23 protein-coding genes are annotated in these 25170 nt (G+C 49.1%); 14 read left to right on the top strand and 9 right to left on the bottom strand.

Annotated elements, in window-relative coordinates:
* Positions 1-183 precede the first annotated feature (183 nt).
* The 3 genes from MHB82_RS27760 (at position 184) to MHB82_RS27750 (ending at position 2616) form a co-directional block, all read left to right on the top strand.
* Positions 184-1089, top strand: a complete 906-nt coding sequence (locus tag MHB82_RS27760) for an ABC transporter ATP-binding protein (protein WP_095360030.1) — start codon at positions 184-186, stop codon at positions 1087-1089.
* Between the two features lie 91 nt (positions 1090-1180).
* On the top strand, positions 1181-1993 hold the full coding sequence (locus tag MHB82_RS27755) for a ferric iron reductase (RefSeq protein ID WP_341176345.1): 813 nt from the start codon (positions 1181-1183) through the stop codon (positions 1991-1993).
* A 143-nt stretch (positions 1994-2136) separates the two neighbouring features.
* On the top strand, positions 2137-2616 hold the full coding sequence (locus MHB82_RS27750) for a glutathione peroxidase (RefSeq protein ID WP_095291109.1): 480 nt from the start codon (positions 2137-2139) through the stop codon (positions 2614-2616).
* A gap of 73 nt (positions 2617-2689) precedes the next feature.
* Here the strand turns inward: MHB82_RS27750 and pelA are convergent, their stop codons facing one another.
* Positions 2690-3862 (bottom strand): pectate lyase, encoded by a 1173-nt coding sequence (gene pelA / locus MHB82_RS27745; RefSeq protein WP_341176344.1) that lies wholly within the window; start codon positions 3860-3862, stop codon positions 2690-2692.
* A 515-nt stretch (positions 3863-4377) separates the two neighbouring features.
* Between pelA and MHB82_RS27740 the strand changes: the two genes are divergently transcribed.
* The 6 genes from MHB82_RS27740 to MHB82_RS27715 all read left to right on the top strand — a co-directional run bounded on the left by MHB82_RS27740 (position 4378) and on the right by MHB82_RS27715 (position 12319).
* Positions 4378-5739, top strand: a complete 1362-nt coding sequence (locus tag MHB82_RS27740; RefSeq protein ID WP_341176343.1) for an FAD-dependent oxidoreductase — start codon at positions 4378-4380, stop codon at positions 5737-5739.
* 144 nt (positions 5740-5883) lie between these two features.
* Positions 5884-6354 carry a DinB family protein gene (locus tag MHB82_RS27735; protein WP_341176342.1) on the top strand — a complete coding sequence of 157 codons (471 nt, stop codon included), beginning with the start codon at positions 5884-5886 and terminating at the stop codon, positions 6352-6354.
* Positions 6355-6518: 164 nt separating this feature from the next.
* Positions 6519-7358: a formate/nitrite transporter family protein gene (locus MHB82_RS27730; protein WP_110758564.1), complete on the top strand. Its 840-nt coding sequence runs from the start codon at positions 6519-6521 to the stop codon at positions 7356-7358.
* 391 nt (positions 7359-7749) lie between these two features.
* Positions 7750-9813, top strand: a complete 2064-nt coding sequence (locus MHB82_RS27725; protein ID WP_341176341.1) for a molybdopterin-containing oxidoreductase family protein — start codon at positions 7750-7752, stop codon at positions 9811-9813.
* A gap of 171 nt (positions 9814-9984) precedes the next feature.
* Positions 9985-11208, top strand: coding sequence for an MFS transporter (locus MHB82_RS27720; protein ID WP_341176709.1), 1224 nt, complete (start codon positions 9985-9987; stop codon positions 11206-11208).
* 196 nt (positions 11209-11404) lie between these two features.
* Entirely contained in the window at positions 11405-12319 is a 915-nt protein-coding gene (locus tag MHB82_RS27715; protein ID WP_341176340.1) for a class I SAM-dependent methyltransferase, read from the top strand.
* A gap of 98 nt (positions 12320-12417) precedes the next feature.
* Here MHB82_RS27715 and MHB82_RS27710 read toward each other — a convergent pair whose 3' ends face one another.
* The 3 genes from MHB82_RS27710 to MHB82_RS27700 all read right to left on the bottom strand — a co-directional run bounded on the left by MHB82_RS27710 (position 12418) and on the right by MHB82_RS27700 (position 14734).
* Positions 12418-14130 (bottom strand): ABC transporter ATP-binding protein, encoded by a 1713-nt coding sequence (locus MHB82_RS27710; protein WP_341176339.1) that lies wholly within the window; start codon positions 14128-14130, stop codon positions 12418-12420.
* 134 nt (positions 14131-14264) lie between these two features.
* Positions 14265-14468 carry a hypothetical protein gene (locus tag MHB82_RS27705; RefSeq protein WP_341176338.1) on the bottom strand — a complete coding sequence of 68 codons (204 nt, stop codon included), beginning with the start codon at positions 14466-14468 and terminating at the stop codon, positions 14265-14267.
* A gap of 95 nt (positions 14469-14563) precedes the next feature.
* Positions 14564-14734 carry a hypothetical protein gene (locus MHB82_RS27700; RefSeq protein ID WP_341176337.1) on the bottom strand — a complete coding sequence of 57 codons (171 nt, stop codon included), beginning with the start codon at positions 14732-14734 and terminating at the stop codon, positions 14564-14566.
* A gap of 324 nt (positions 14735-15058) precedes the next feature.
* Here MHB82_RS27700 and MHB82_RS27695 point away from each other — a divergent pair, with 324 nt between their 5' ends.
* From MHB82_RS27695 to MHB82_RS27685, 3 genes are all read left to right on the top strand, one after another.
* A complete protein-coding gene (locus MHB82_RS27695) occupies positions 15059-16075 on the top strand; it encodes a LacI family DNA-binding transcriptional regulator (RefSeq protein ID WP_095360020.1) in 1017 nt (338 codons plus the stop codon).
* Positions 16076-16189: 114 nt separating this feature from the next.
* The gene (locus tag MHB82_RS27690) at positions 16190-16957 is read left to right on the top strand and encodes an alpha/beta hydrolase (protein ID WP_341176336.1); all 768 of its coding nucleotides are present in this window, start codon (positions 16190-16192) and stop codon (positions 16955-16957) included.
* A gap of 130 nt (positions 16958-17087) precedes the next feature.
* A complete protein-coding gene (locus tag MHB82_RS27685; protein ID WP_341176335.1) occupies positions 17088-20468 on the top strand; it encodes a GH36-type glycosyl hydrolase domain-containing protein in 3381 nt (1126 codons plus the stop codon).
* A gap of 142 nt (positions 20469-20610) precedes the next feature.
* Here the strand turns inward: MHB82_RS27685 and MHB82_RS27680 are convergent, their stop codons facing one another.
* Positions 20611-21783 (bottom strand): methyltransferase domain-containing protein, encoded by a 1173-nt coding sequence (locus MHB82_RS27680; protein ID WP_367076820.1) that lies wholly within the window; start codon positions 21781-21783, stop codon positions 20611-20613.
* Between the two features lie 196 nt (positions 21784-21979).
* On the opposite strand from MHB82_RS27680, the gene MHB82_RS27675 reads away from it, so the two are divergent.
* Positions 21980-22483 carry a GNAT family N-acetyltransferase gene (locus MHB82_RS27675; RefSeq protein WP_110758571.1) on the top strand — a complete coding sequence of 168 codons (504 nt, stop codon included), beginning with the start codon at positions 21980-21982 and terminating at the stop codon, positions 22481-22483.
* 26 nt (positions 22484-22509) lie between these two features.
* Positions 22510-23298 (top strand): SDR family oxidoreductase, encoded by a 789-nt coding sequence (locus MHB82_RS27670; RefSeq protein WP_341176333.1) that lies wholly within the window; start codon positions 22510-22512, stop codon positions 23296-23298.
* Between the two features lie 136 nt (positions 23299-23434).
* Here MHB82_RS27670 and MHB82_RS27665 read toward each other — a convergent pair whose 3' ends face one another.
* The 4 genes from MHB82_RS27665 to MHB82_RS27650 form a co-directional block, all read right to left on the bottom strand.
* The gene (locus tag MHB82_RS27665) at positions 23435-24016 is read right to left on the bottom strand and encodes a hypothetical protein (protein ID WP_341176332.1); all 582 of its coding nucleotides are present in this window, start codon (positions 24014-24016) and stop codon (positions 23435-23437) included.
* A 213-nt stretch (positions 24017-24229) separates the two neighbouring features.
* A complete protein-coding gene (locus MHB82_RS27660; protein ID WP_095291130.1) occupies positions 24230-24778 on the bottom strand; it encodes a GNAT family N-acetyltransferase in 549 nt (182 codons plus the stop codon).
* Positions 24779-24810: 32 nt separating this feature from the next.
* Positions 24811-24942 (bottom strand): DUF2164 family protein, encoded by a 132-nt coding sequence (locus MHB82_RS27655; protein WP_341176331.1) that lies wholly within the window; start codon positions 24940-24942, stop codon positions 24811-24813.
* Positions 24914-25069, bottom strand: coding sequence for a DUF2164 family protein (locus MHB82_RS27650; protein ID WP_341176330.1), 156 nt, complete (start codon positions 25067-25069; stop codon positions 24914-24916). Before MHB82_RS27650 ends, MHB82_RS27655 begins: the two co-directional genes overlap by 29 nt.
* Between the last annotated feature and the right edge of the window lie 101 nt (positions 25070-25170).

The raw sequence follows: 25170 nt of genomic DNA, 5'->3' as shown, positions 1-25170 counted from the left end.
ACTGCTATATAATCGCTCCAAACAAGCAAGAAGTTTGGTATTTCTTATTGACAAATGATAATGATTATCAGTATCTTTGTTATAGAAGATTTGTTGCGCCGGAAATACGCTGAACATATAAATTCGTTTTCGTTATCGATAGCCGGAATACATAACCGGGATAAATGAGAGAGGGATGATCGCATGTTTCGTCTGGAGACGTCCAAGCTGGATATCGCTTATGAGGAAAGACTGATTGTTGAAGATCTGAATATTCAAATTCCCCAAGGAAAAATTACAGCGCTTGTTGGAGCCAATGGTTCAGGTAAATCAACCATCCTGAAGACGATGGCACGGATCATGAATCCAAAAGCAGGTAGTGTTTTGCTCGACGGGAAGTCCATTCATAAGCAATCCACCCGTGAAGTAGCCAAGCAGCTTGCGATTTTGCCGCAGAATCCTACAGCACCAGAGGGACTCACAGTAACGGAACTGGTATCCTACGGAAGATTTCCTTATCAAAAAGGCTTCGGTTCCATGCGTGCTGAAGACAAGCGCATGATTGAGTGGGCCATCGAAGTAACGGGCATGACAGAGTTCCACGACCGCCCAATTGATCAATTGTCAGGCGGACAGCGTCAACGTGCATGGATTGCCATGGCTCTTGCACAAGAAACAGATATCCTGTTCCTGGACGAGCCGACAACATTCCTCGACATGGCTCATCAGCTTGAAGTTTTGCAATTGCTGGAGATGCTGAACGAGACAGCGAACCGCACTATCGTTATGGTTGTACATGACCTGAATCATGCTTCCCGCTATGCCCATCACATGATCGGCATTAAGAAAGGTAAAGCAATCGCTACAGGCTCCCCTGTAGAAGTCATGAACTGTGACGTGCTTCGCGAAGTGTTCAACATTGAGGCCGATATCGTAATTGATCCACGTTCCGGCGTGCCGCTGTGCCTGCCATATGCTCTTGCCGGCGAACGCCAGCAAACGGCAGTGCCAGAGCAAACTGCAGCGTCAGAGCAAATGGTGATGAACGGTGCCATGATGAATGCTGCAGGACGCTCCGAACAGCGTGTTCGCACTGCAACAGGAAGTTAATATATCGGACCATATGTGGTCCTGAAATATAGAATAAGCCGCTTTGCATATATGCAGGCGGCTCATTCGCATTCATGGGAGGCATGATGAGATGGGAGCAATCAACTATACCTGGTTACAGCAATATGGAAGAATCACAACCGTTCCTGGGGATGAACCAGTTTGGGAGATTAACATGACCGAGCTTAGACAACCGGAGAAGGCGAGAGAGCTGCTGGATGTATATAATCAACATCTTCAGGCAGATTCAATCCGAACCGCAGCGGTGTACTTCATGCATTCGGTGCGTGGGCTGATGCTGGGGATTCATTATATGACGGCACTATGTGATACATGGCTTGATCTTTCACTGGAGAACATGAAGCTGCAGCTCGAGGTTCAGGATGGCCGTGCAGCTTTTCGTTTTCAACTGCTGGATGGAACAGAGCATCCTCACCCTGCACCAGTGAATCTCATAGATACAGCCCAATCCTCATGGCGAAAAGATATCCTAACCGCATACTACACGGAGCAGCTTCGTCCTTTAATCGAAGAGGTTGCCTCTGCCGGAGAAGCGAACCTTGGTCAGATGTGGTCACAGCTTGCCTCTATGCTCCGCTGGTACAAGATGACAGCGTTACAAATGAACATCGAAGAAGCTGAGCGAGACGCGTTGATTGAAGGGTATGAACATGTCATTGCTCTACCTGCCAGTCTGCTCGGGATGAAGAAGAATCTGTTATCGTTCAAGCCGGTAGAGATTGATAATCCACATCAACCGGGAGAGACCATGCTGATGAAGCCGGTATGCTGCCTTCATCACCAGGTGTACGGAGGCCAAAATTATTGTTATAGCTGTCCCAAACTTAGTAAGGCCGAACGGCAGAAGCGTTATGATGACATCTTGGCATCCAAGTCTGGCTAACAGGCAGGAAGGCCTCAAGGCTGAATTTGGTAATTGGTAAGCACCGGGTCTATAATATGGAGACAGGCGCTGTATTATGTTGTATACATACAAGGTAATGACGGCTGCCCCAAAACCAACATCGATCATGGGAGGAATCAGTCATGTCCGTATATTCATATCAGGCCGTAACACCAGCCAATCAGGAAGTATCACTGGATCTGTACCAAGGTAAAGTTCTTGTCATCGCCAATACAGCCAGCAAGTGTGGATTGACTCCGCAATATGGAGAGCTGCAGAAGCTGTATGATCGTTACCGCGATCAGGGTTTGGTCGTACTGGGTTTCCCTTGTAATCAGTTTGGAGGACAGGAGCCGGGTACAAGCGAGGAAGCCGAATCCTTCTGCCAAATAAACTATGGTGTGAACTTCCCTGTATTCGCCAAAGTGGACGTGAACGGTGAGGATGCGCATCCTTTGTTCCAGTATCTTCGCCAGCAGCAGCCAGGGGCAGCTGAAGACGACACGATTCAATGGAATTTCACCAAGTTCCTGGTCAATCGTGAAGGTGAAGTGGTGGGACGATTTGAACCCAAAGAGTCTCCTGAAGCGATGACTGCAGAGATTGAGAAACTGCTGGGATAATCAAATAGAACAGATCAAGCCTGCCTCCATTGTCGGAGGACAGGCTTTTTTGATGCTATTTTTACCAAGAAAGTTAAGGAAGCGGTTTGCTTAAATTGTAATATCCCTGGTCCGAGGCAAGCTGCAGGAGATTACGGGCATAGTTTCCTGCCCAGGAATAGCCGTGCCGCCGCTCCTCGCTGATGTCCATAATATCCATGTACTTCTTGCCGTCACGGTCCGCGTAGAAGGGCACATCTTCATCTACATTGTAGAAACGGTACCAGATCACGCTGGACGGGTCAGGCTCGAAATACACCGGTCCTTGACGATTATATTTGGTTCCATCTTCTCGGACCTGGTCAAACCAGCGGAGGGCGCTTTTAGCTGCACGTTCAATCTCGGGTGTCTGAGGCCTAGACATGAGGAAAGCCGTGATGGCAACAGACTCCGATCCGGATTTGGAGGGTAGCTCATAGGCTCTGCCGGATACAGGTGCATAGGTTACAGGGTCATGCTGGGCACCCCAAACTGTAGGCACACCGCCGTTTTTAATTTGAGCTTTCAATGTATATGCGATTCCTTGATCCAAGGCTGAAGCCAGTTTCGACCGTGTATCCTCACTCAGAATATCGTTTTTGAAGCCTTTACGCTTCTCAATGATATCGTCGATGAGCACCATGGTTCGCACCATGGCATTGTCATTATATGTAACGCTGTCGGAGTAATTGCTCCGCTGTGGATAAACCTGAGGCCATCCGCCTGAAGGATATTGGGAGACGAGGATAAAATCCACCGCTTTGCGGACACTGTCCCGGAAGAGGGGGTTGCCCGTCTTTTCATACATATCAGCCAAGAAGCGGATCTCGGTTGTAGTTGCATCATTATCAAACGTTCCGAGCTCTACGCCTTTGGGATCTTTCCAATCCGAACGCGGTGTCACGCCATCCCATGAAGACTTGTACTTCTCCTCCATTGCTTTGAAGAATCCACCATGCGGCAGCTGCCAGGACACGATGTTTAGCGCATAAGCAGTGTCCTTGGCCAAGTCTCCCGTAGAGAACGTACTGTAATCCCTGAACTTATTCAGTAGTGAAGATACATCAACCCCTGCAGAAGTTTTGGAGGATAACACCTCCGTTTTAATGGTGACAGGCGGGGAATCTGCAAAAGCAACAACGGGCCTGGCGATATCTGCGGTCAACATGGCGATGATTGCCGTGACAGGAACCAGTGTTAATGAAACAGAGATGGAACGTTTCTTCAAATGAATGCCTCCCAACATAATTGGTATTCTATTCATATAAAATCCAAATAAAGGGTCGATATCATTGTAAGCGCTTTCTAATACAAAAATCAACTGATAACTTAAAATTTATATTTGTTATTACTCACCGATCAACCGCTAGCCTAACTATGCGGTGAGGATGAAGGCCTTTTTACTCCAAAAGGTTCAATAGCATAAACAGTTATTAGTCAGGGGACAATAGGTCTTAGAGATTGAGGCAACGGGTCGTCCGCAGGGGAGATATCCTATTTTTTAAATATTTTTAAGAAAACACTTGTAATGTGAAAAAGATCACATTATAATGAGTACATGAAGTGAAATAAATCACAAAGTCACCAAGTTGGTAGTGAATATTTTCACATAATCGTTTAGTTTCATTAGTGAATGTATTCACAAGAGAGTAAAACCATTGTCGACTTAAATTCCAGGAATCAAGCGCAGCAAACTGATAAATGAAGCACATATATTTTATAACTCCAAGGGGGACCTTTATTATGAAAATCGCAGTTATCGGATGTACACATGCAGGAACCGCAGCTATTATCAATACCGCCAAATTGTACCCGGATGCTACCATCACGGTGTATGAGCGCAATGACAACATTTCCTTCCTGTCTTGCGGTATTGCCCTTTATGTCGGCGGGGTTGTGAAGGATCCGGATGGACTGTTCTACTCTTCGCCAAACCAGTTGGCTGAGCTGGGTGTAGTCACCAAGATGCTGCATGAGGTTACAGCAGTGGATGCCACGAATCATAAACTTCAGGCTAAAAACCTGAAAACAGGGGAAGAATTTGAAGATACGTTCGACAAGCTCATCGTGACAACAGGTTCATGGCCGGTCGTTCCAAAACTTGAGGGGATCGAGATGGAGAACATCTTGCTCTGCAAAAACTACAACCATTCCAATACGATCATCGAAAAAGCCAAAGAAGCCAAACGCGTTACCGTTGTCGGTGCAGGGTACATCGGTATTGAACTGGTTGAAGCATTCCAAATGAACGGTAAGGAAGTCACCTTGATCGATAGTGTGGACCGGATTCTCAATAAGTATTTGGACCCCGAGTTTACAGATACCATTGAGGACACACTGACTGAACGCGGGATCAAGCTTGCACTGGGTCAGACGGTACAGAAATTCACCGGAAAGAATGGCAAGGTAACGAAGGTGATCACATCGAAAGGTGAATTCGAGACAGACCTCGTAATCCTGTGCATCGGTTTCCGTCCAAATACCGAATTGCTCAAAGGCCAGGTGGATATGCTGCCGAACGGCGCAATTATCGTGGATAAATATATGCAAACAAGCCAAAAAGACGTGTTCGCTGCAGGTGACAGCTGTGCCATTCACTATAATCCAACAGGCAAGGCTTCTTACATTCCACTGGCAACCAATGCCGTAAGAATGGGTACATTGGTAGCTCGTAACCTGGTTCGTCCAACAACGCCGTACATGGGTACACAAGGGACATCAGGAATTAAAATTTACGACCAGAATATTGCAGGTACAGGACTAACCGAAACATCTGCTACAGATGACGGGCTGGTGGTGGAAGCTGTAACGCTTGAAGATGCTTATCGTCCGGAGTTCATGCCAACGGCTGAGAAACTGCTGCTCAAAGTCATTTACGAACAGGCTACACGCCGAATCGTCGGAGCACAAGTGATGTCCAAAGCGGATCTGACGCAATCGATCAATACGATCTCGGTTTGCATTCAGAACAACATGACCGTAGATGAGCTGGCCTTCATCGACTTCTTCTTCCAACCGCATTACAACAAACCATGGAACTTCCTGAATTCGGCTGGTCTTCAGGCTTTGCCTCCAGTAGAAGTAAAAGCACCAGCGATGGTATAACTAATGAATCCGAGAACTGCCGCAGAAATGCGGCAGTTTTTTTAATTAACTTGATGTAGTTGGTTTTAGAAATTGGTGATATATTAACAACAGTTTAGAGGTCATACCGCAATAGATAATGAACATGAAGGAGTGGTTCACAACATGCTTACAACTACAGTATCCGAGCTCAAAGTTCTGCTACAATCCGTACCTCGCTCGTTTCTTGCGCTGAATCCAGATGAACTTGTACAGCCACGCATGGAAGGAAAATGGTCGCGTCTTCAGATTCTTGGTCATTTATGTGACTCGGCTCTTCATAACGTAAGCCGGTTTGTCCAAATGCAGCATCAGACCGAACCATTGTCTATAACGCCTTATCATCAAGACCAATGGGTAGAGAGCCAACAATATGTCAGTGCACCAATTGAAGAGGTGTTAAATCTCTGGATCAGTCTGAATCAGTCCGTCATACGTATTCTATCCAGCATGCCGGAGACAGGAGAATCACCAACGTGCGTCCTACCTGATGGAAGTGTGGTTACGATGGAATGGCTGGCACAAGATTACGTCCAGCATCTGAAGCACCATCTGCAGCAAATTTTTGGTGAACATCATAACCTGGAAACAGAATAAGTAACCAACCAGCTGCACTCAAGCAAGAGAGTATAAAAGCTGGAAAAAGGGGACTTTTAGAACTTTGTGATAAAAGTAACAAACCTGCTGAGTCCTTCGCGATACAATGAACATATCAACAATGTAAGCTGATTTCGTTCATGAATAGTGAAGGAGAGGATGGCATGGCGGCAAAGACACCTCTTGAGGTTGCACAATATACGGTGAACACAGGGATGAAGAAAGGACAGAACCAGGTGTCCTCTGTGCTTGTTCTCAGTTTCCTGGCAGGGGCATTTATTGCGCTTGGCTTCCTGCTGGATATTCGCGTGATTGCCTCCGCCCCGGCGGAATGGGGCAGCTTGGTTAACCTGATCGGTGCAGCGGTATTCCCTGTAGGCTTGATCATGGTATTGATTGGCGGGGGAGAACTCCTGACAGGCAATATGATGGCAGTACCGCTTGCTACGCTAGCCCGTAAACTGTCCGTAGGAAGCATGTTGAAGAATCTTACTCTGGTCACGATCGGGAACTTTTTGGGTGCGTTGTTCGTGGCATATGCGTTCGGGCATGTGCTTGGTCTCACAGGAGAAGGAGTATATCTGACCAAGGTTGTGGATATGGCAGGTCACAAGCTGCATGACGGCTTGCTACAGGCGTTTATATCCGGAATTGGGTGTAACTGGCTGGTAGCCCTGGCGGTGTGGCTGTCTTACGCTTCGGATACGATGAGCGGCAAGGTGCTCGGCATCTGGTTTCCGACGATGGCCTTTGTCGCTATTGGCTTCCAGCACGTGGTTGCCAATATGTTTCTTATTCCGGCTGCCATCTTCGAAGGACATTACTCATGGGGGCAGTACATCATGAACTTTATCCCTGTATGGCTCGGTAATCTGACGGGAGGCGCATTGTTCGTTGCTGCTGCCTACTGGATGGTGTACCTGCGGAAGGCCGAACCCGATGTCAAAGCGGTTGTTCAGCCAGTAGAGACGGAGGCCAGACCGATGTGGAGCAAACAGGCCTAATCACTTGCACAATTAAAACTGAATATATTAAAGCGATCCCTTACTGCCATGAGGTCACGGTGTATGTTATACCGTAAGCCGGCGAAGATGGGATCGCTTTTTTTGCAGACAAAATAAATTCGCCATGACAAGGTTCGGGGGAACGAAACCTGTTCATGGCGAATTTCGGGAGTGGTCCATGATATGGCATGAGGAGGAAGTGGGGAAACACTAACCTAATGCCTTGTTTTTAATTTACCCCTGAAATTCGAGGATGAATCATAGGGCCAAAACTTTTTTTGGAATAAAAGCATCAGGCCTGAAACGCGGAAAACATGACTGTTCTCTTTACGCCATTACCTCCAAAATTATATGATGTAAGGATAGATTTAATTGGGGAGGACTTGTACATATGATCGATCAGGAGAATGGCGTGTTTCCGGCGGTTTGCCCGCTTGACTGCCCGGATACTTGCGGCCTGCTGCTTCATAAGGAGAACGGTAAAATCGTGAAGGTGACGGGGAACCCTGACCATCCGATTACAAAAGGTGCCATCTGCAATAAAGTCAGAAACATGGCAGAGCGAGTATATCATCCTGAACGGCTGCAATATCCAATGAGACGTGTCGGCGCGAAAGGTGAAGGCAAGTTCGAACGTATAAGCTGGGATGAGGCTATCCATGAGATTGCGGGAAAATTCAAATCGATATCCGCGAAGTACGGCTCGGAGAGTATCCTGCCATACAGCTTCTACGGCAACATGGGGATTCTTGGAGTAGATGGGATGGATCGTCGTTTCTTCAATGCGCTTGGTGCAAGTATGCTGGAGCAAACCATCTGCAATGCGGCCGGGAATACCGGATGGAAATATACGATGGGCGCCAATCGGGGAACTTTGCCCGAAGATACGGAGCATTCGGACCTTATTCTGGTCTGGGGAGGCAACATTGTCAGTACAAACATGCACCAGGTTGTCCTGGCTGAAAAAGCCCGCAAAAAAGGTGCTCAAATCGTGGTCATTGATGTTCACCGGAATCGTACAGCTCAATGGGGAGACTGGTTTATTCCGCTCTACCCGGGGACAGACAGCGCACTCGCACTGGGACTGATGAATGTACTGTTTGACCGGGGCCTGACGGATGAGGCCTTTATGCAAAAGTACACTGTGGGTCATGAGGCACTGCGTGATCATGTCCGCGACTACACCCCTGAACGGGTCGCGCATATAACAGGTGTACCGGAAGCAGACATCGTGAAGCTGGCTGAGCTGTACGGAAACGCACAGGCGGCACATATTCATATCGGTAACGGTCTTCAGCACCATGACAATGGAGGCATGAATGTGCGAAGCATAGCCTGTCTGCCTGCCATCACGGGACAATGGCTGAAGCGAGGCGGCGGAGCCGTACGCACCAACAGCTATGCGAGCACCAATAGCGACGCGCTGGAGCGTCCAGAGCTTCGGAGCAACCCGGAAGCACGGGTTGTGAACATGAACCGGATTGGCGAAGCATTGCTGGAAGACCAGCAGTCGATCCGGGCGTTGATGGTCTACTGCAGCAATCCACTGGTGGTGGCACCGGATACCGAGCGGGTGGAGCGAGGTTTTGCACGGGAAGATCTGTTTACTGTTGTGCATGATCTGTTCATGACGGACACGGCTAAGTATGCAGACATTGTGCTGCCGGCCAAGTCTTCGTTTGAAGCGACAGATCTGTATACGTCCTACTGGCATCAATATGTTCATCTGCAGGAACCGGTCATTGCCCCAATGGGCGAGAGCAAGAGCAATGTGGAGCTGTTTTCGCTGCTGGGACAGGCGATGGGATATGACCCGGAGATTTTCGGTGAGACGCCGGAACGGATGATTGCAGACGCTCTCGCGGATACAGGTAATCCTTATATGAATGGAGTAACGCTGGAGGCCCTTCAGGAGCATCGTTTTGTGAAACTGGACATGTCGTCGCATGATTCATTCCTGGAACAGCTGCCAACACCATCCGGGAAGATCGAGCTGTATTCCGAAACGATGGCAGAAAGAGGCCTTCCGCCGCTGCCTACATATCGTGCTCTAGTTGAAGGGTATGACGGGGAACATCCGGCTGGACCTGATGATGTGCATCCACTTATGTTCCTGTCGCCACCGAATCACAATTTCTTGAATTCAACCTTTGCCAATACGGAGAAGCATCAACGTATGGAGAAAATGCCCATGCTGCAGATTCATCCGGAGGATGCGGCTCACAGAAACATTGAAGATGGCGATGCCGTGGTCGTGTGGAATGACCGGGGACGGATCGAACTGATTGCCAAGGTGAGCGAATCCATGCTGCCGGGTACGGTTATTAGCCAAGGCTTATGGTGGGATGGAAGCGGACGGAAACAGCGGGTGAATTCACTGACATCTAATCGGCTGTCGGACATGGGCAACGGGGCAACGTTCTTCTCGGCCACTGTCGAAGTGAAGCGTCAATGAGTGTACTTGCAGAATGAGGCTTTTCAGGTAAGATGAACAAGGGATAAACCTTGAAGCAAGAATAAAAGGCAATGTTTAATATACAAATGGCCTCCGCTCAGGTAGTTTAAGCCGCCGTGAGTGGAGGTTTGTTTTGTTCGTTTATGGTAGCAAGGAGAATGAATGAAGATGATGAGATGGTTGGATACATATCCAAAAGAAGTCAAAGTATTTTTGCTGGCAAGTCTGGTTAACGCGACAGGCAGTGCCCTGATGTGGCCGCTGACCACAATGTACGTATTTGATGAACTCGGGCGGACGATGGCTAACGCGGGATTCGTCATTTTGATCCAGTCGCTCGGCGGCATCTTCGGCCAGCTGCTCGGCGGTGCATTATATCACAGGGTCGGCGTGAAGAAGTTGATCATTGGATCGCTTGCCCTTAATTCAATTGGCCTGTTTGCCCTGCCCTGGATTAGTGCGTACTGGGTTGTATTTATATGTGCCATGGGCTGGATCGGTTTGTTCAGTTCCTTGTCGCTGCCTGCAATCCAGGCCTTTATTGGCTTTCGGTTTGCGGAGCGGCGGGGAGAGCTGTTCAATATTATTTATGTAGCGAACAATATCGGTGTAGCGATTGGGACGGCACTCAGCGGTTTCTTGGCTGACTTTTCCTATCACCTCAGCTTTGTACTGAACGGCGTGACCTCTGCCGGGTTTGCAGTCTTCTTCTGGTACTATCTGTCGCGGGTGGATACCGACCAGGGAGAAGTGCATCTGACGAAACGCAAAACGGTCCAGAATGGTCCCGGGATCTGGGCGCTGCTTGGCAACACCAGGTTATACCTGTTTATGAGCCTGGGGGTATTATTCATCCTGTTTGGCAATTCCATCTGGAATACAGGTGTATCGCCGTATATCATCTCGGAAGGGATGGAGAAACGAATGTACGGGCTTCTCTGGACATTGAACGGGGTTCTGATCTTCGTGGGCCAACCTTTCACGAGCTGGGTTAAACGCACCATGGCTCGCACCTCCACTGCGCAGATGGCAGCGAGTGCGATTTTCTATGGAATGGCTTATATCGTCATGATCACGATGTACAGCTATCCGGGCATGGTGTTTGCGATGGTGCTGGCTACCTTTGGAGAAATGCTGATCTCACCCGCAACCCCTGCCTTCATTTCCGACCATGCGGGCAGAGCTGCACCATTTTACATTGGAGTCTCCGGCGGGATCGGATCGATTGGTCGTGTCATCGGCCCTTATGTGATGGGTGTGATGTATGATAAACAGGGCTTGATCTCCGTAGCCTGGCTGGCAACGGCGATGGCAGGGGTGGCACTGCTCGGTTTTGCACTTCATGCCGTCCTGAATCGCCACCGCGAGGTGAAGGAGTATGGGTTGGATACCTAGAGTCTTCTAAGCGGGAGTATCATTGGAGCAGACTTGTTGGATGAGCAGAAGATCCATCCAGCTTGTCTGTATGTTCCACAAAATTGCGATTGACAAAAATGTGTTTTTATGCTATAATTTACATATTGATTGATTCCGTATATACTAAGGTTCTCCTGGCCAGGGGGACCTTATTTTGTTATGCGGGAGGATAAATATGAAGCCAAATGAATCCAGCATTACGTCTTTGATCTCGGCCTTTGGCCGCGCCTATCACAGCCAGTATGACTCACCTTTGATTTTCAATGATCACATAGCCAAGGCTCTGATTTCTCCACAGGAGTTTGAACAGATTCGGGAGAATATGGTGCAGGGCATTCATTTCTTCAATCCCGAGATGGCCGATATGGTGAAGGAGGACCCCGATAAAGTATTGAGGTGGATCACCCAAGTCCAGTTGTCTCCCATTGCTTTGGCGAGGGCAGCCTATTGCGAGCAGGTGCTGCTTCACGAAGTCAACCTGGGAGCCAAACAATACGTCATTCTGGGAGCCGGAATGGATACTTTTGCGTTAAGAACCCCGGAACTGGGCGACAGGCTGAATATTTTTGAAGTTGACCATCCGGCCACGCAGCAGTTTAAGAGTGATAGGCTGAGTTGGGCCAACCTGTCGATCCCAGACAACTTGCACTTGATCCCAATGGACTTTACGCATGGGTTTGCTTATGAAAATCTGACCAGCAGAGGTTTCAAAAATCAGAAAACGTTCCTCAGCCTGCTTGGCGTTTCGTATTACCTGCCCAAAGAGGTATTGTTCAATCTGTTGCGGCAGGCTTTCGCCAACCTTCCATCCGGAAGCTCGTTGGTACTGGATTATGCAGATGAACGACTCTTTGAGGAGAAAGGCATCTTTAATCGGGTAGAAAACATGTTGAAGCTGGCTGCGTTCTCGGGCGAGCCAATGCAATCCTGTTTTGCGTATCACGAGATCGAACGCCTGCTGGCGGATGCAGGACTTCTCATCTATGAGCATCTGACACCGGACGATATTCAGGAGAGATACTTCAACAATCGTACAGATGAATTGATTGCTTTTGAGACGATTCATTTTATCCATGTTGTAAAAAAATAAGCGAATTTAGGGTGTAGCTTGGCATACTCTAAATTAGTAAAGCACCCTTCCTCCGATAAGTCAGGAGGAAGGGTGTTTGAGCTTAATAATGAAACAATTTATCCAAATTGCGCCTGATGCAGTCGGCTATAGGAGCCTTCTCGTTCGAGAAGTTCATCATGGCTGCCCTGTTCGGCCACGCCACCATTCTCTACGACAATAATGCGGTCCGCATGCCGAATGGTTGCCAGTCGGTGCGCAATAACAAGCGTTGTACGCCCCTGAGCAAGCTCAGACAGTGCCAGCTGAATGGCGGCTTCTGTTTCGGTATCCAGAGCCGAAGTTGCCTCGTCCAGGATGAGGATTGGCGGATTTTTCAGAATCATACGCGCGATGGACAGGCGCTGTTTCTGTCCTCCGGACAATTTCACGCCGCGTTCACCAATCATGGTGTCGAGTCCTTCCGGCTGTGACCGTACCAGCTCTTCCAATTGTGCCCGGCGGATGGCTTCCCAGATTTCCTCATCCGATGCATTCAATTTGCCGTAGGCAATATTTTCACGAATGGTGCCGTCAAACAGGAATATGTCCTGCTGAACAATGCCGATATTGGAACGCAGCGACTCCAGTGTCATATTCTTGACCGGAATGCCGTCAATGGTGATATGGCCTGCATCCACATCATAGAAGCGCGGGATCAGGCTGCACAGCGTGGATTTGCCCGCTCCGGAGGGTCCAACCAGTGCAACGGTCTGCCCGGCTTGAATCTCCAGATTGACCTGGTCCAATGTAGGCTTATGTTCACCATAGGAAAAGCTAACATTATGGAAAGCGATATCTCCGCTTACACTTTTGATAGGCTTGGCCTGCGGTGTATCTTCTACATCTGACACAGCTTCGAGCAGTTCCAGGTACCGCTTGAAACCCGCAATGCCTTTTGGATAGGTTTCAATGACAGAGTTAATCTGTTTGATCGGACCCAGGAAAATATTCGACAGCATTACGAAGGCGATAAATTCCCCGTAGGTCATACTTCCTTGAATGACAAACCATGTTCCGCATACAAGCACAAACAGCGAGACGAATTTCATCAAAATAAAGCTAAGCGAGGAGTTCCACGCCATAATGCGGTAGGTGATTAGTTTAGTGAGGCGGAAGCGTTCATTATTTTCAGTAAAACGACCGATTTCGTGATTTTCATTGGCAAAAGCCTGTACCACACGGATTCCGCTGACCGTGTTCTCGACCCGTGCATTATAGTCTGCAATATCGGCAAACATGCGTTTGAAGGCACTGGACATCTTGCGGCTGAAATACAGGGACAGGTAGATCATCAGCGGCACGATGATGAAGGTCAGTACGGCGAGCTGCCAATTGATGCTGAGCATGATACCGAAGGCACCTGCCAGAGTCATCAGGGCGATAAATAGATCCTCCGGTCCATGGTGGGCGATCTCTCCGATATCCATTAGATCATTGGTCATACGTGAAACGAGGTGGCCTGTCTTGTTATTGTCGAAGAAGCGGAAGGACTGCTTCTGTACACGCGTGAACAGTTCTCTCCGCATATCGGACTCAATGTTAATCCCCAGCTTATGTCCCCAATAGGTGACTGCAAAATGGAAAAAGGAGCTGAGCAGATAAATGCCGAGCAATGCGGCACATGCGGTTAGAATCATAGACCAGTTGCCCTCAGGGAGCAGCTTGTCCACCACCTGGTTTACTGCCAGCGGAAACACGAGTTCCAGCAGGGCAGCTGCAATGGCACAAGAGAAATCCAGAATAAAAAGTCCTCTGTAAGGACGGTAATACGCCATGAAACGGCGAAGCATATGTATTTCTCCCTTCTATAACGCAAAAGCCCAGGCAGGCTTCAAGGCCTGTCCAGACACAGCGTTCAGTCGTGTTGGATTATTTTATAAATGCTATTAACTTGCGGTTCTGCTGCGCACGTTCCACGATCATATCAGCGAAGTCCTCTGTCCCCTGCCTGACCCTGGATTGTGATCAGATCGACGTACCAGTAGCGATCCTCCTGTAGTTCGTACACCTGGTTGTTCTTCACAGCCGGCAGATTGTTTCGGTCGAACCGTTGATAGTTTTCGTACCTGCACCACTGCTGCAGGCAGACAGAATCATAATGATGGCCCAAAACGTTAATTGACGGCAAACATCGGTAAGCTCCTCCTGTGATAATCAATAATGATTATTATTCTCATTAATAACATAGATGAAGATTTTACATTTGTAAATGGACAACTATGATCAATGTTCCATGGACAATGTTATTTTGTGCATTATAGTCTGCAGCTGTTCAATAACCGATAGTGGATCAAATCCGTAAAACTTGTTTTCTTCAATCTCATAGACTTGACCATTGCCAACGGCATTTATTTCGGTGAAAATGAATAAAGAGGTTGAAATCGCTATCAACACCGACTATAATAAAAATGTCGAAACGTTTCAATGTCTTGCCAAGAAGCATGTCCATACGATCTTTGTAAGGAACTGCCTGTTGAGTTGTACATTGAAAGGCCTGTCTCGATGCTAATGGATATCCGGTTAAAGCTGGACCAAATGAGCCGTTGGGCAAGAAGTCAAATGGAAGAATTTTTTTTGATATTGCTTCGAAACGTTTCGATTGAATAAAAACGGCTATCATTTAATGATAAAGTATAGAATTTGGTGGTTGTCACAACCATTTACAGTATAAAATGTAGGTAACTTATAATTGGTCAAGTTAGAAGGAGCGAGCGTGGAATGGCAACGATTAAGGATGTGGCAAAGCTGGCAGGTGTGGCGCTCTCGACCGCTTCCTATGCATTAAACGGGGACAGCAAGGTTAGCGCCAAGACCAAGGCAAAAGTGCTGGAGGCAGCCCGGGAACTGAATTATCGCAAAAACGGCTTTGCCATGGACCTGAAACGGAGCCGGACGAATACGATTGCGTTAATTCTGACTGATCTTTCGGGTCCGTATTACTCGGAGTTGATTCGCAGTGTTCAGGATGTGGCGCTTGCGAATGGATATGATCTGATTGCATGCAGTTCGATGGGTGGTCGTGATTCGACTGCAGTCCGGTTTTTGCGGGAAAAGAGAGTGGATGGTGCGATTGTACTCGCACACAACATCCATGATGACATTTTGGTGGAATCGGCCGGGCAGCGTTTTCCTATTATTGTAATGGATCGTCATTTATCGGGTGACCATCTGGTCAATGTGCTGGTTGACGGTGAACAAGGTGGATACCTGGCTACGCGTCACCTGATCAATGAGGGGCACCGGAAGATTGCCTACATTAGCGGTCCATCCAACTCGTATGATAATGCCCTGCGTTACCAGGGATATCTGAGAGCCATGAAGGAAGCAGGGCTTGAGGAGAAATCCAAATGGCGTCTAAGCGGCAATTTCGTTCGTGAAGGTGGGCATAGCGCAACCAAAATGATGATTATGCAGGGCGAGCTTCCAACCGCTGTATTTTACGGGAATGACGAAATGGCTATAGGTGGTTTGAAGGCATTGGAAGAGAGCGGCATATCCGTGCCAAATGATATTTCGGTTATCGGGTTTGATGACATTCAATTGTCTGAATTCGTTCGTCCCCCCCTCACTACCATAAGGCAGCCGAAGCACGAGGCCGGATCACTTGCAGGACATCTGCTGTTCCAGATGCTGAATGGTGAAGCCGTGAACCCATCATATACGTTGACGATTGATATGGTGGAACGCGAGTCTGTACGCTCTGTGCAGGCAGAGTCGGGTACCCAGCCCGCGTAAGAAGCAGCATTTGAATGGGAATGGTCCCTAGTATGCCGGGAGCATAAGGGACCGTATCTCAACTAAATAATCTAATGATCATTACGTAAATCTCGTTGAACAGGAGATGAAGCAATGGCTTTGATCCAATGCCAGTTGTTCGCCGAAAGTCTTAGCGTGTCTACAGACATTACACTTATACTGCCTGAGCATTCACCGCTTCGCGCAAGCCGGGATGGAAAACTGCCTGTCCTGTATCTGCTGCATGGACGCGGTGCAGACCACTCCGAATGGACACGGCATTCATCCATCGAACGATTGGCCGAGGCCCGGGGAATTGCGGTTGTGATGCCATCGGCAGGGCGAAGCTACTATATGGATATGCAGCAGGGCGGGTCTTATTTTACATATATAAGTGAGGAACTACCTGCATTTGTGAAGTCGCTCTTTCCCATCTCGGACCGCCGTGAAGATACATTTGTAACCGGCGTTTCCATGGGCGGGTATGGTGCATTCAAGCTGGGTCTGCGTTTTCCGGAGCGATATGCTGCGGCAGCCAGCCTCTCGGGCGGACTTGATCTGACAAGCAGGGTACGTGGCGAGGGGAACTTCACCCCTGCAGAAATGCAGAGCATCTTCGGGAGTCCGGAGCGAATTGAAGGCAGTGATGACGATCTGCTGGCCGTTAGCCGCAGGCTGGCTGCGTCAGGGACGGCGTTCCCGCAATTGTATCAATGCTGCGGGACAGAAGATTTTCTGTATGAAGCCAACCAGACATTTCGGCATACGATGAAGGAACTGGATGTACAGGTGACGTATGAAGAAGAGCCAGGTGGCCATGAGTGGAGTTATTGGGATATGAAGATCAAGCGTGTTCTGGAATGGTTGCCTGTTCAGGTATAGCCAGCGTGAAAATAAAACCAGGGGTTCGTAACCGAATTGGCCTTTTAACAGGTCGGTTTGCAGAGGAACCCTATTCTTTTTCGGTCGATTCGAAACGTTTCGATTTTTACTAAATGAAGGAGTGAAAGACATGACAACGATGATTAATGAACCGATCCGGCTGACTGCCGGGGAATTGACGTTTACCTTTTTGAACAGTGGGGATTTGTATCAGGCAACATCCGGTACAACCATGCTGAACCAGCTGCTAAGCAACCAGATCGATGGTTCTCTGAACAATCTGTACCTGCGAGTACATGAGGGCGAGAACATTAGCTCTTTCCCGCTGCTGGGTGCACGTTCGAACAGTAAAGTGATTACAAGCAAGACTCAGCCAGACAATCAACTGATCTGGGAAGGCAGCGTTCCAATGGAAGGCCAGGAACAAGGCATTGGTTATCAGGTCGTGTTCACGGCAACATCGCAAGGCGTTTGGTTCTGGGATGTCAAGCTGAAAGGGCAGCATAACGGAGTGGATATCGTCTACGGACAGGATATTGGACTGGCTGATCCGGGTGCGGTACGCAGCAACGAGGCCTATCTGTCACAGTATATTGACCATACTGTCTTTGAAGATGGAGCGAAGGGATATGTCGTTTGTTCCCGTCAAAACCAGCCTCAGGGCGGCGCATTCCCATATATGCAGCAGGGTTCTTTGACCAAGGCAGTCGGTTACTCTACAGATGGCTTCCAGTTCTTCGGTCTGTCCTACAAGGAAACCAACGAACCGGAAAGTCTCAGCCGTAAAACTCTGGCTAATGAGACTTATCAATATGAGTTCGCATATACGGCGCTGCAATCCGAGCTGCTGAACCTGAACGGGGAAGCTGAGGTTGTCTTCTATGGACTGGCGAAGTCCAATCATCCAGAAGGCATTTCCGCACTGGAGTATGCAGATGAAGTGACTGCGGCTTGGGACGCTGTACAGAAACTCGAAGTTCAGCACGGTGAAACACTCGAGCAAGTGAAGCTGTCTTCCAGCCTGGGCGAGCCGCTTGTGGCACTGGACATGACGGAAGAGGAAATCAAGAACCTGTTCCCTGATCGTCATCAGGAAGAGCGTAATGAGGATTCACTCCTGTCCTTCTTCACAGGTAGTTACGAACATATCGTGCTGAAAGCCAAGGAACTGCTGGTGGAGCGTCCTCACGGTCATATCCTGATGAGCGGTGGCAACGTGAAGCTTGGAGCACCGGTTATTACAACAACATCCTATATGTACGGTATCTTCAACTCGCAGTTGGTTATCGGCAACACCAATTTTAACAAAATGATCAGTAACGCCCGCAATGCACTGAACGTACCGAAGACTGCCGGACAACGCATTTACGTAGAGATGGAGGGTCAATATCGTCTGCTCACAATGCCGTCATTGTTCGAAATTGGCTTCAACTATGTGCGCTGGATGTACAAAACTGAATCCGATACAATCATCGTAACGAACTATACAGGTGCACACACAACCGAAGTGAGCATGAATGTACGTTCTACAAGCGGTAAAGCCTATCGCTATCTGGTAACCAACCAGATCACAATGAACGTGAACGAATACGAATATCCACTGCACATGATGCAGGATGGTAATACATTGGTTTTCAAAGCAGACCCAAAAGCAATCAGTGTCGGCACATATCCTGACTTGCAATATCGCATGTCTGTAGAAGGTGCTTCGATGAACGCAGGCGACGAGACGCTGCTGGCAAGTGGTATTCGCAGTGGATCTGCTTCGCTCGTTACGCTTAGCCTGGAAGAGAGTGCAGAATGGACGCTTAAAGTGCAGGGTGTACTGGAAGGCCAAGCTGATGAAGCTGGATCAACTCTTACATTTGAAGAGGAAGTACAGGCTTATCGCGAATTCTTCGCGGGTGTAATGAATGGCTTCCGTTTGTCCCGCGGAGAAGGTCAGCGCGCTGAGGATCTGTTCAAAGTGAATGCCTTGGCCTGGTGGTACACACACAACATGCTGGTTCACTATTCCGTGCCTCACGGTCTGGAGCAATACGGCGGCGCAGCATGGGGTACACGGGACGTATGTCAGGGTCCGGTTGAATACTTCATGGCTACTCAAAAATACGAGCAGGTACGCGACATCATCAAAATGGTCTACACGCATCAATACGAGGATGACGGCAACTGGCCGCAATGGTTCATGTTTGACAAATACTTTGCCATTCAACAGGAAGAGAGTCACGGCGATATCATCGTCTGGCCGCTGAAAGTGCTGGCAGACTATCTGACGGCGACGCGTGACTATGCGATTCTGGATGAGAAGGTGCCTTACACCGTCAAACACAGCTTCGGATTCACGGAAGACACAGCAACCGTACTGGATCATGCGAAGAAAGAGATCGAATACATTCGTTCGCACTTCCTGCACGATACGTTCCTGTCTTCCTATGGCGATGGGGACTGGGACGATACCCTGCAGCCAGCCAATGCACAGCTCAAGCAGTTTATGGTGAGCAGCTGGACGGTAGCTCTGACGTATCAATCCGTCAACGTGCTGTCTCAGGCCTTGAAATACAAGGATGCTTCCTTCGCTGAGGAGCTTGAAGCTCTGGCTCAGGGTATCCGTGAAGACTTCAACCGTTACATGCTGGGAACCGATGTTATTCCGGGCTTTGTGTACATGGAGGACGCGGATCAGGCGAAGCTGATGCTGCATCCGACCGATACAGAGACAGGCATTCAGTATCGTCTGCTGCCTATGACACGCAGCATGATCGGTGAATTGCTTACGGCAGAACAAGCTGAATCGCATTATGCACTGATTCGCGAGCATTTCCTGTGCCCGGATGGCGTGCGCTTGATGAATCGTCCGGCTCAGTATGCCGGCGGTGTAAGCAGCCACTTCAAGCGGGCAGAACAGGCATCCAACTTCGGACGCGAGATCGGGTTGCAGTACGTACACGCCCATATTCGTTATGTGGAAGCGATGGCCAAGCTCGGTAAGACCGATCAGGTATGGAATGGACTCGCGATGATCAATCCGGTTGGAATCGGTGAAGTTGTGCCTAACGCAGAGATCCGTCAGGCCAATGCGTACTTCAGCAGTTCCGACGGCAAATTCAACACGCGTTATGAGGCGCAGGAGCATTTTGATCAATTGCGCAAAGGTACCGTGCAGGTGAAGGGTGGATGGAGAATCTACTCCAGCGGCCCTGGGATCTACATGAACCAGCTGATCTCGAATGCACTCGGTATCCGTCAGGAAGGTGGAGATCTGGTCATTGACCCTGTCCTGCCAGCGGAGCTGGACGGCATGCAATTCGAGTTTGAATATGCAGGTGAACCGGTAACGTTCATCTATCACCTGAACGAAGGATCGGTTAACCGTATAACCGTAAACGGTAAGGAGATCCGCACAGAAGTTACAGCGAACCGTTACCGTCAGGGCGGAGTCTGCATCTCATTGGATGAGTTCAGACAGCTGCGTACTTCGGACCGTACCATCGTTGATATTTATATGTAACTCACTCCTTATAGCTTGATGCTTGAGTGTAATGAAAAGGCCATCCTCCTTAACAGGCAGGATGGCCTTTTTCTATATAAGTAAGAGACAAGGGTCCACGGCCTGTGTCTTATGTGGAGAGCGCGCTGGCTGATCACTTTTATCAACGCAGCGGAACTGCCAGCATCGTATGCAGCAGCTCATTGTGACGAACGGTTTTCGTAACGTAGCCATGCATCTCAAGCCACCCGGTTAATTCATCCAGCAGGGGGAAATGGCGTTCTCTTATGGCAAGCAGCTGCTCACCGTTTCCATCTGCCTCAGCTTGTCTTATATAAGCTTCGCGGTGAAGTGCGTCCGCAAACATGAGATCGGTTAGACAGATTCGTCCCCGCGGGGTTAGTACCCGCTGCATCTCCTGCAGTGCCAGCTGCTGCTGGTCCGGACTCAGATGATGGAAGGCGAAGCTGGATACAAGAAAATCAAAGGTATGATCGGCAAAAGGCAGCGCAAGGAAGTTCCCAAGCTTCACATGCATCCCGGGATACTTGGTACGGCATGTGCGCAGCATTTCTCTGGACTGGTCAATCCCTGTCATGATGGCTTGGCGTTCCAATAACTTGCCTGCAAGATTGCCTGTACCTGTTCCGATATCGAGTCCGTGTTCACCGGGAACAGGGGAGATCCAATTCGCAGTCTGTTCCAGCGCCTCGTCATAGTTGTGATATAGATAAAAGGAAGACGATGGGGCCTTATTGGTATCCTGGTGTTCTAAGGCGTCCCTGGATTCGTTATAAGGCATGCTGCCGGCTTCTTCCGGGAAAGATGGGGAAGATGCAGGGATGCTGCCGCTCTTGGCGTGAACACGCTCATCATGGATAGCTGCCTGGGTATCATAGTTCCAACGATCATGCCAGTTCTGGCGTGCTTCCCGCAGGCGACGTGAACTGTCTGCGAGCTCATGGAGATGGCTAACATCCAGCGGCCCGTCCTGACGATTGAGATCAATCATGCGCTCGGTCGTATCCAGCATGCGTTTCAGTTCAATCCACTGGGCATACATGACGGCCTGCTGCAGCTCCAGATATTCCTCCAGACGCTGCTGGTTGCCTTGATCAATCTCACCGAGCGCCTGAGTAATATCCTGAAGTGACATGCCGATCTCCCGCAGTGCGGCAATCGTCTGAAGCCGCCAGATGTCATTTTCCGTGTAGCTCCGGTATCCATTACTGGCCTGCTTGGCGGGAAGAATTAATCCTTTTTCCTCATAAAAACGGATCGCTCTGGGGGATATGCCAAGCCTGCCTGCCGCCTCTTTGATATTCAATGGCCGCACCTCCTTCATGATAATCAGTATAAACGATGACGTAACGTTAAGGTTAAGAGGCGATCCCCATTTTAGCTCGGACTTAGGGCTGTGCTACAATAGAATCAAATGAAAAAAATGCGCTAGTGGCATCTATCAGCTATAATCCAAGGGCCATGCAACGCGCTGTAATAATGTAATTACCTGTATGAAAGGTTGAAATGCGATGCTTACCCGTCAAACGTATAAAATTCGGCCATCCGAGATGAAGGATGCACCCCAACTAATGGAGATGGATGCTCTCGTGTGGGACATACATACCTCTCCAGCGCCATTCCATTGGAAGTCCAGACAGCAATTTCTGCAGCATTGTCCACCCGGCAGCCAGCTGGTTGCCGTTCAGGGAGAACGGGTCTGCGGCTATGTGGGCTTTTATCCGCCTACGGGGATGCCTGTCAATCGTCATGTCTACGAGATTAATATTGCTGTCCATCCCAATGACCGGCGCAGTGGCGTGGCCACGTCCCTGATGCATGCCATGAAAGAATATGCTCGTGAACAGGGGATTCATAAGCTGCGTCTTCGCGTGCTGTCGAGCAATCCGGGTGCGATCGCTTTTTATACCCAATGTGGATTTGAGACGGAGGGCCGACTGGTTTCGGAATTTTATATCGCCGGGAAGTATGTGGACGATATTCTCATGAGTTATTTTATCCGGAATGAACAGTAGTTCGATGACGAAGGAGGAACAATATAATGGATATGGGACTTCGGGGTAAAAAAGCGCTGGTGCTGGCATCCAGTCAGGGACTGGGCAAGGCGGTGGCAGCACAGCTGGCCGCAGAAGGGGCAGACGTGATGCTTGCGAGCAGAAACGAGGACAAGCTCGCAGCCGTCAAGCAAGAACTGCTGGAACTGGACGGCGGAGGATGCGTTGAATACTGCGTAACGGATGTTACACGCAAGGAAGACATTAACGCATTAATCCATAAGACAGGGGAGCTGTTCGGGCAGATTGATATTCTGGTGAATAACTCTGGCGGTCCTCCTTCGGGAACATTTGAATCATTGACAGATGAGGATTGGGAACGTGCATTTGAGTTGAATGTGATGAGCTATGTACGTATGATTCGTGGGGCCCTGCCTTATATGAAGACCAACGGCGGACATATTGTGAATATTGCTTCAACTTCGGTGAAACAGCCCATTCCGGGGCTGATACTGTCCAACACGTTCCGCACGGGTGTCTTTGGTCTGGCGAAGACGTTGTCACAGGAGCTTGCCCCTTATGGGATTCTGATCAATACGGTGGCACCCGGACGAATCGGAACAGATCGGATACGTGAACTCGACACAGCCCGCGCAGAGCAGAATGGAATTAGTGAAGAAGAGGTAGCCGAACAGTTCCGCAAGGAAATCCCTCTGGGACGATACGGTCAGCCTGAAGAGTTCGCCAAAGCGGTTGTGTTCCTGTTATCCGGGGCCAATACTTACATTACTGGCACTTCGCTAGTGGTGGATGGCGGGATGGTACGAGCTCTCTAAGATGGAAAGGTAATTTGTATGAAGAGTTCCGGTTATATATAGGAACGATGTAAAACCCTCTGTCACACCATAGGTGAAGACAGAGGGTTTTTGATCAAAAACATGTAGAATCATGCAAACGAGCTGGCACGATCCATCAGGCTTGATCCGTGCTGTTCGTGCTGGTGGATTCGTCTGAGCTACCCGAATCGGATTCAGTTCCTGATGCCTCGCCACGTTTGCCTCTGGAACCTTGTCGTGCTTCCGGCAATACGCCGTTTACCAAGTCCGTCACCCGTTCGTTCAGGCCGGCTATCCGTTTGTCATACTGGCTTTGTGTAATATTCCCGTCAGACAGCTGCTGCTGCAGCTCGCTCTTCCCGGCAGCGACTAGCTTGTCGATTACAGTCTGCATGTCCACATGATTGCTGGCAGCAATCTCGGCAATCGTGCTGCCTGCCTTGCGGGCTTCCTTCAGCTCGTCTGCTGTCACGCCAAGGGCGGAGACCAGTTCATCGGTGTATCGGCCATGCCCGGCTCCCTTGTTAGCATTTATGGATTTTGATGATTTTGATGTATGTGAATTCGTTGCGGGGCTGGCATTTTTCTTCTGAGCGGAAGTGCCTGCAGCAGGATCGGCACTCGCGGTGGTGTTTGCAAACCATCCTCCGCCAAGTGCGATCGTCAAAGCCATCGTGCTGGTAATCATCATGGTTCTTGATGTTCTGCTTCTCTTCATCAGCGATCATCCTCTTTCTCAGTATGGTTGTGTATGGTATGGGCCAAGAACCCACAACGTTATCTTAAGCATCCAGGATGAAGAGAGGCTGAAAATGACCTTAAGGGGCAGTAAAAGTTGAATTTGTCGGCCCAATCCAAAATGCCCCTTACCTGCATGAAGGTAGCTTCGTGCAGGTAGGGGCATTCCATGTTGTATCCATATGTATGCGGGTTAGCGTAAAAGCTCCCATTCATGCTGCAGCATGCCGTACACGGCATGATTGACGTATCCCTTAGGCAGTTTCTCTGCCTGACGAATAACGCCTTCCAGGACAAATCCAAGACGCTCAGGGATGGCGCGGCTGCGCTTGTTGTTCGTTGCTGAACGAATCTCGACCCGGTTCAGGTCCAGGGTGACCAGAGCATAATCGACCAGAACACGACAAGCGCTGGTCATGAGTCCCTGTCCTTCAAAGCCCTTGCCAAGCCAGTATCCAATGCTCACCGAACGATTGGTCCAGTTAATCTCGTGGAATCCGATAATGCCAGCGAGCTCGCCCTTCAGCCATACACCTGCGGTGAAGCCTCCGTTCTCGGCAGCCTGCTTCAGTGCGTTATTAATGAAACTTGAGGTATGTTCAATTTCGGTGACATGGTCCACCCATGGAAGCCAGTGCCTCAATTGATCGCGGGAACGATCCGTAAGTTCAAACAGCGGCTTCGTGTGCTCTATAGAGAGTGGACGGAGTTCGGTATATTCATCCAATGAATAGGTAAACATGAGTGCAACCTTCTTTCTTTATAAGTAGTGGTTTAGCGGGAAGCAGAGGGCAGTTTGCGCTCCAAAGCAAACAGATCTTCTTCCATGGAGGCCATGCGTTGATTCACAGTGGTGCGAGCATCACCGAGAGCCTGATTATATATGTAGGGAGCGAGCTTCGTCATAAACAGATCGAGCACCCCCCCAAGCGGCCAGGTCGCCAAGTTCTTCGCCGCGTTCCTCTTGGAAATACGACTGGATCGTGCGAATGGCTTCATCCTGCTGTTCTTTGGTCAGTTTCAGCGTGTTCAAGTGGGAATCCCTCCCTATATTTTGTTTTTACTATCATGCTACATGATTCGTGCGAACCCGTCAAAATGGTTTTTGGCCTATCTTGTATACAGGCAATCCGG

This window comes from Paenibacillus sp. FSL K6-2862, from assembly GCF_038005125.1.
Lineage (GTDB): Bacteria > Bacillota > Bacilli > Paenibacillales > Paenibacillaceae > Paenibacillus > Paenibacillus illinoisensis_A.
Note: the sequence above shows the minus strand (reverse complement) of the source record. Positions and strands in the feature narration are given on the sequence as shown.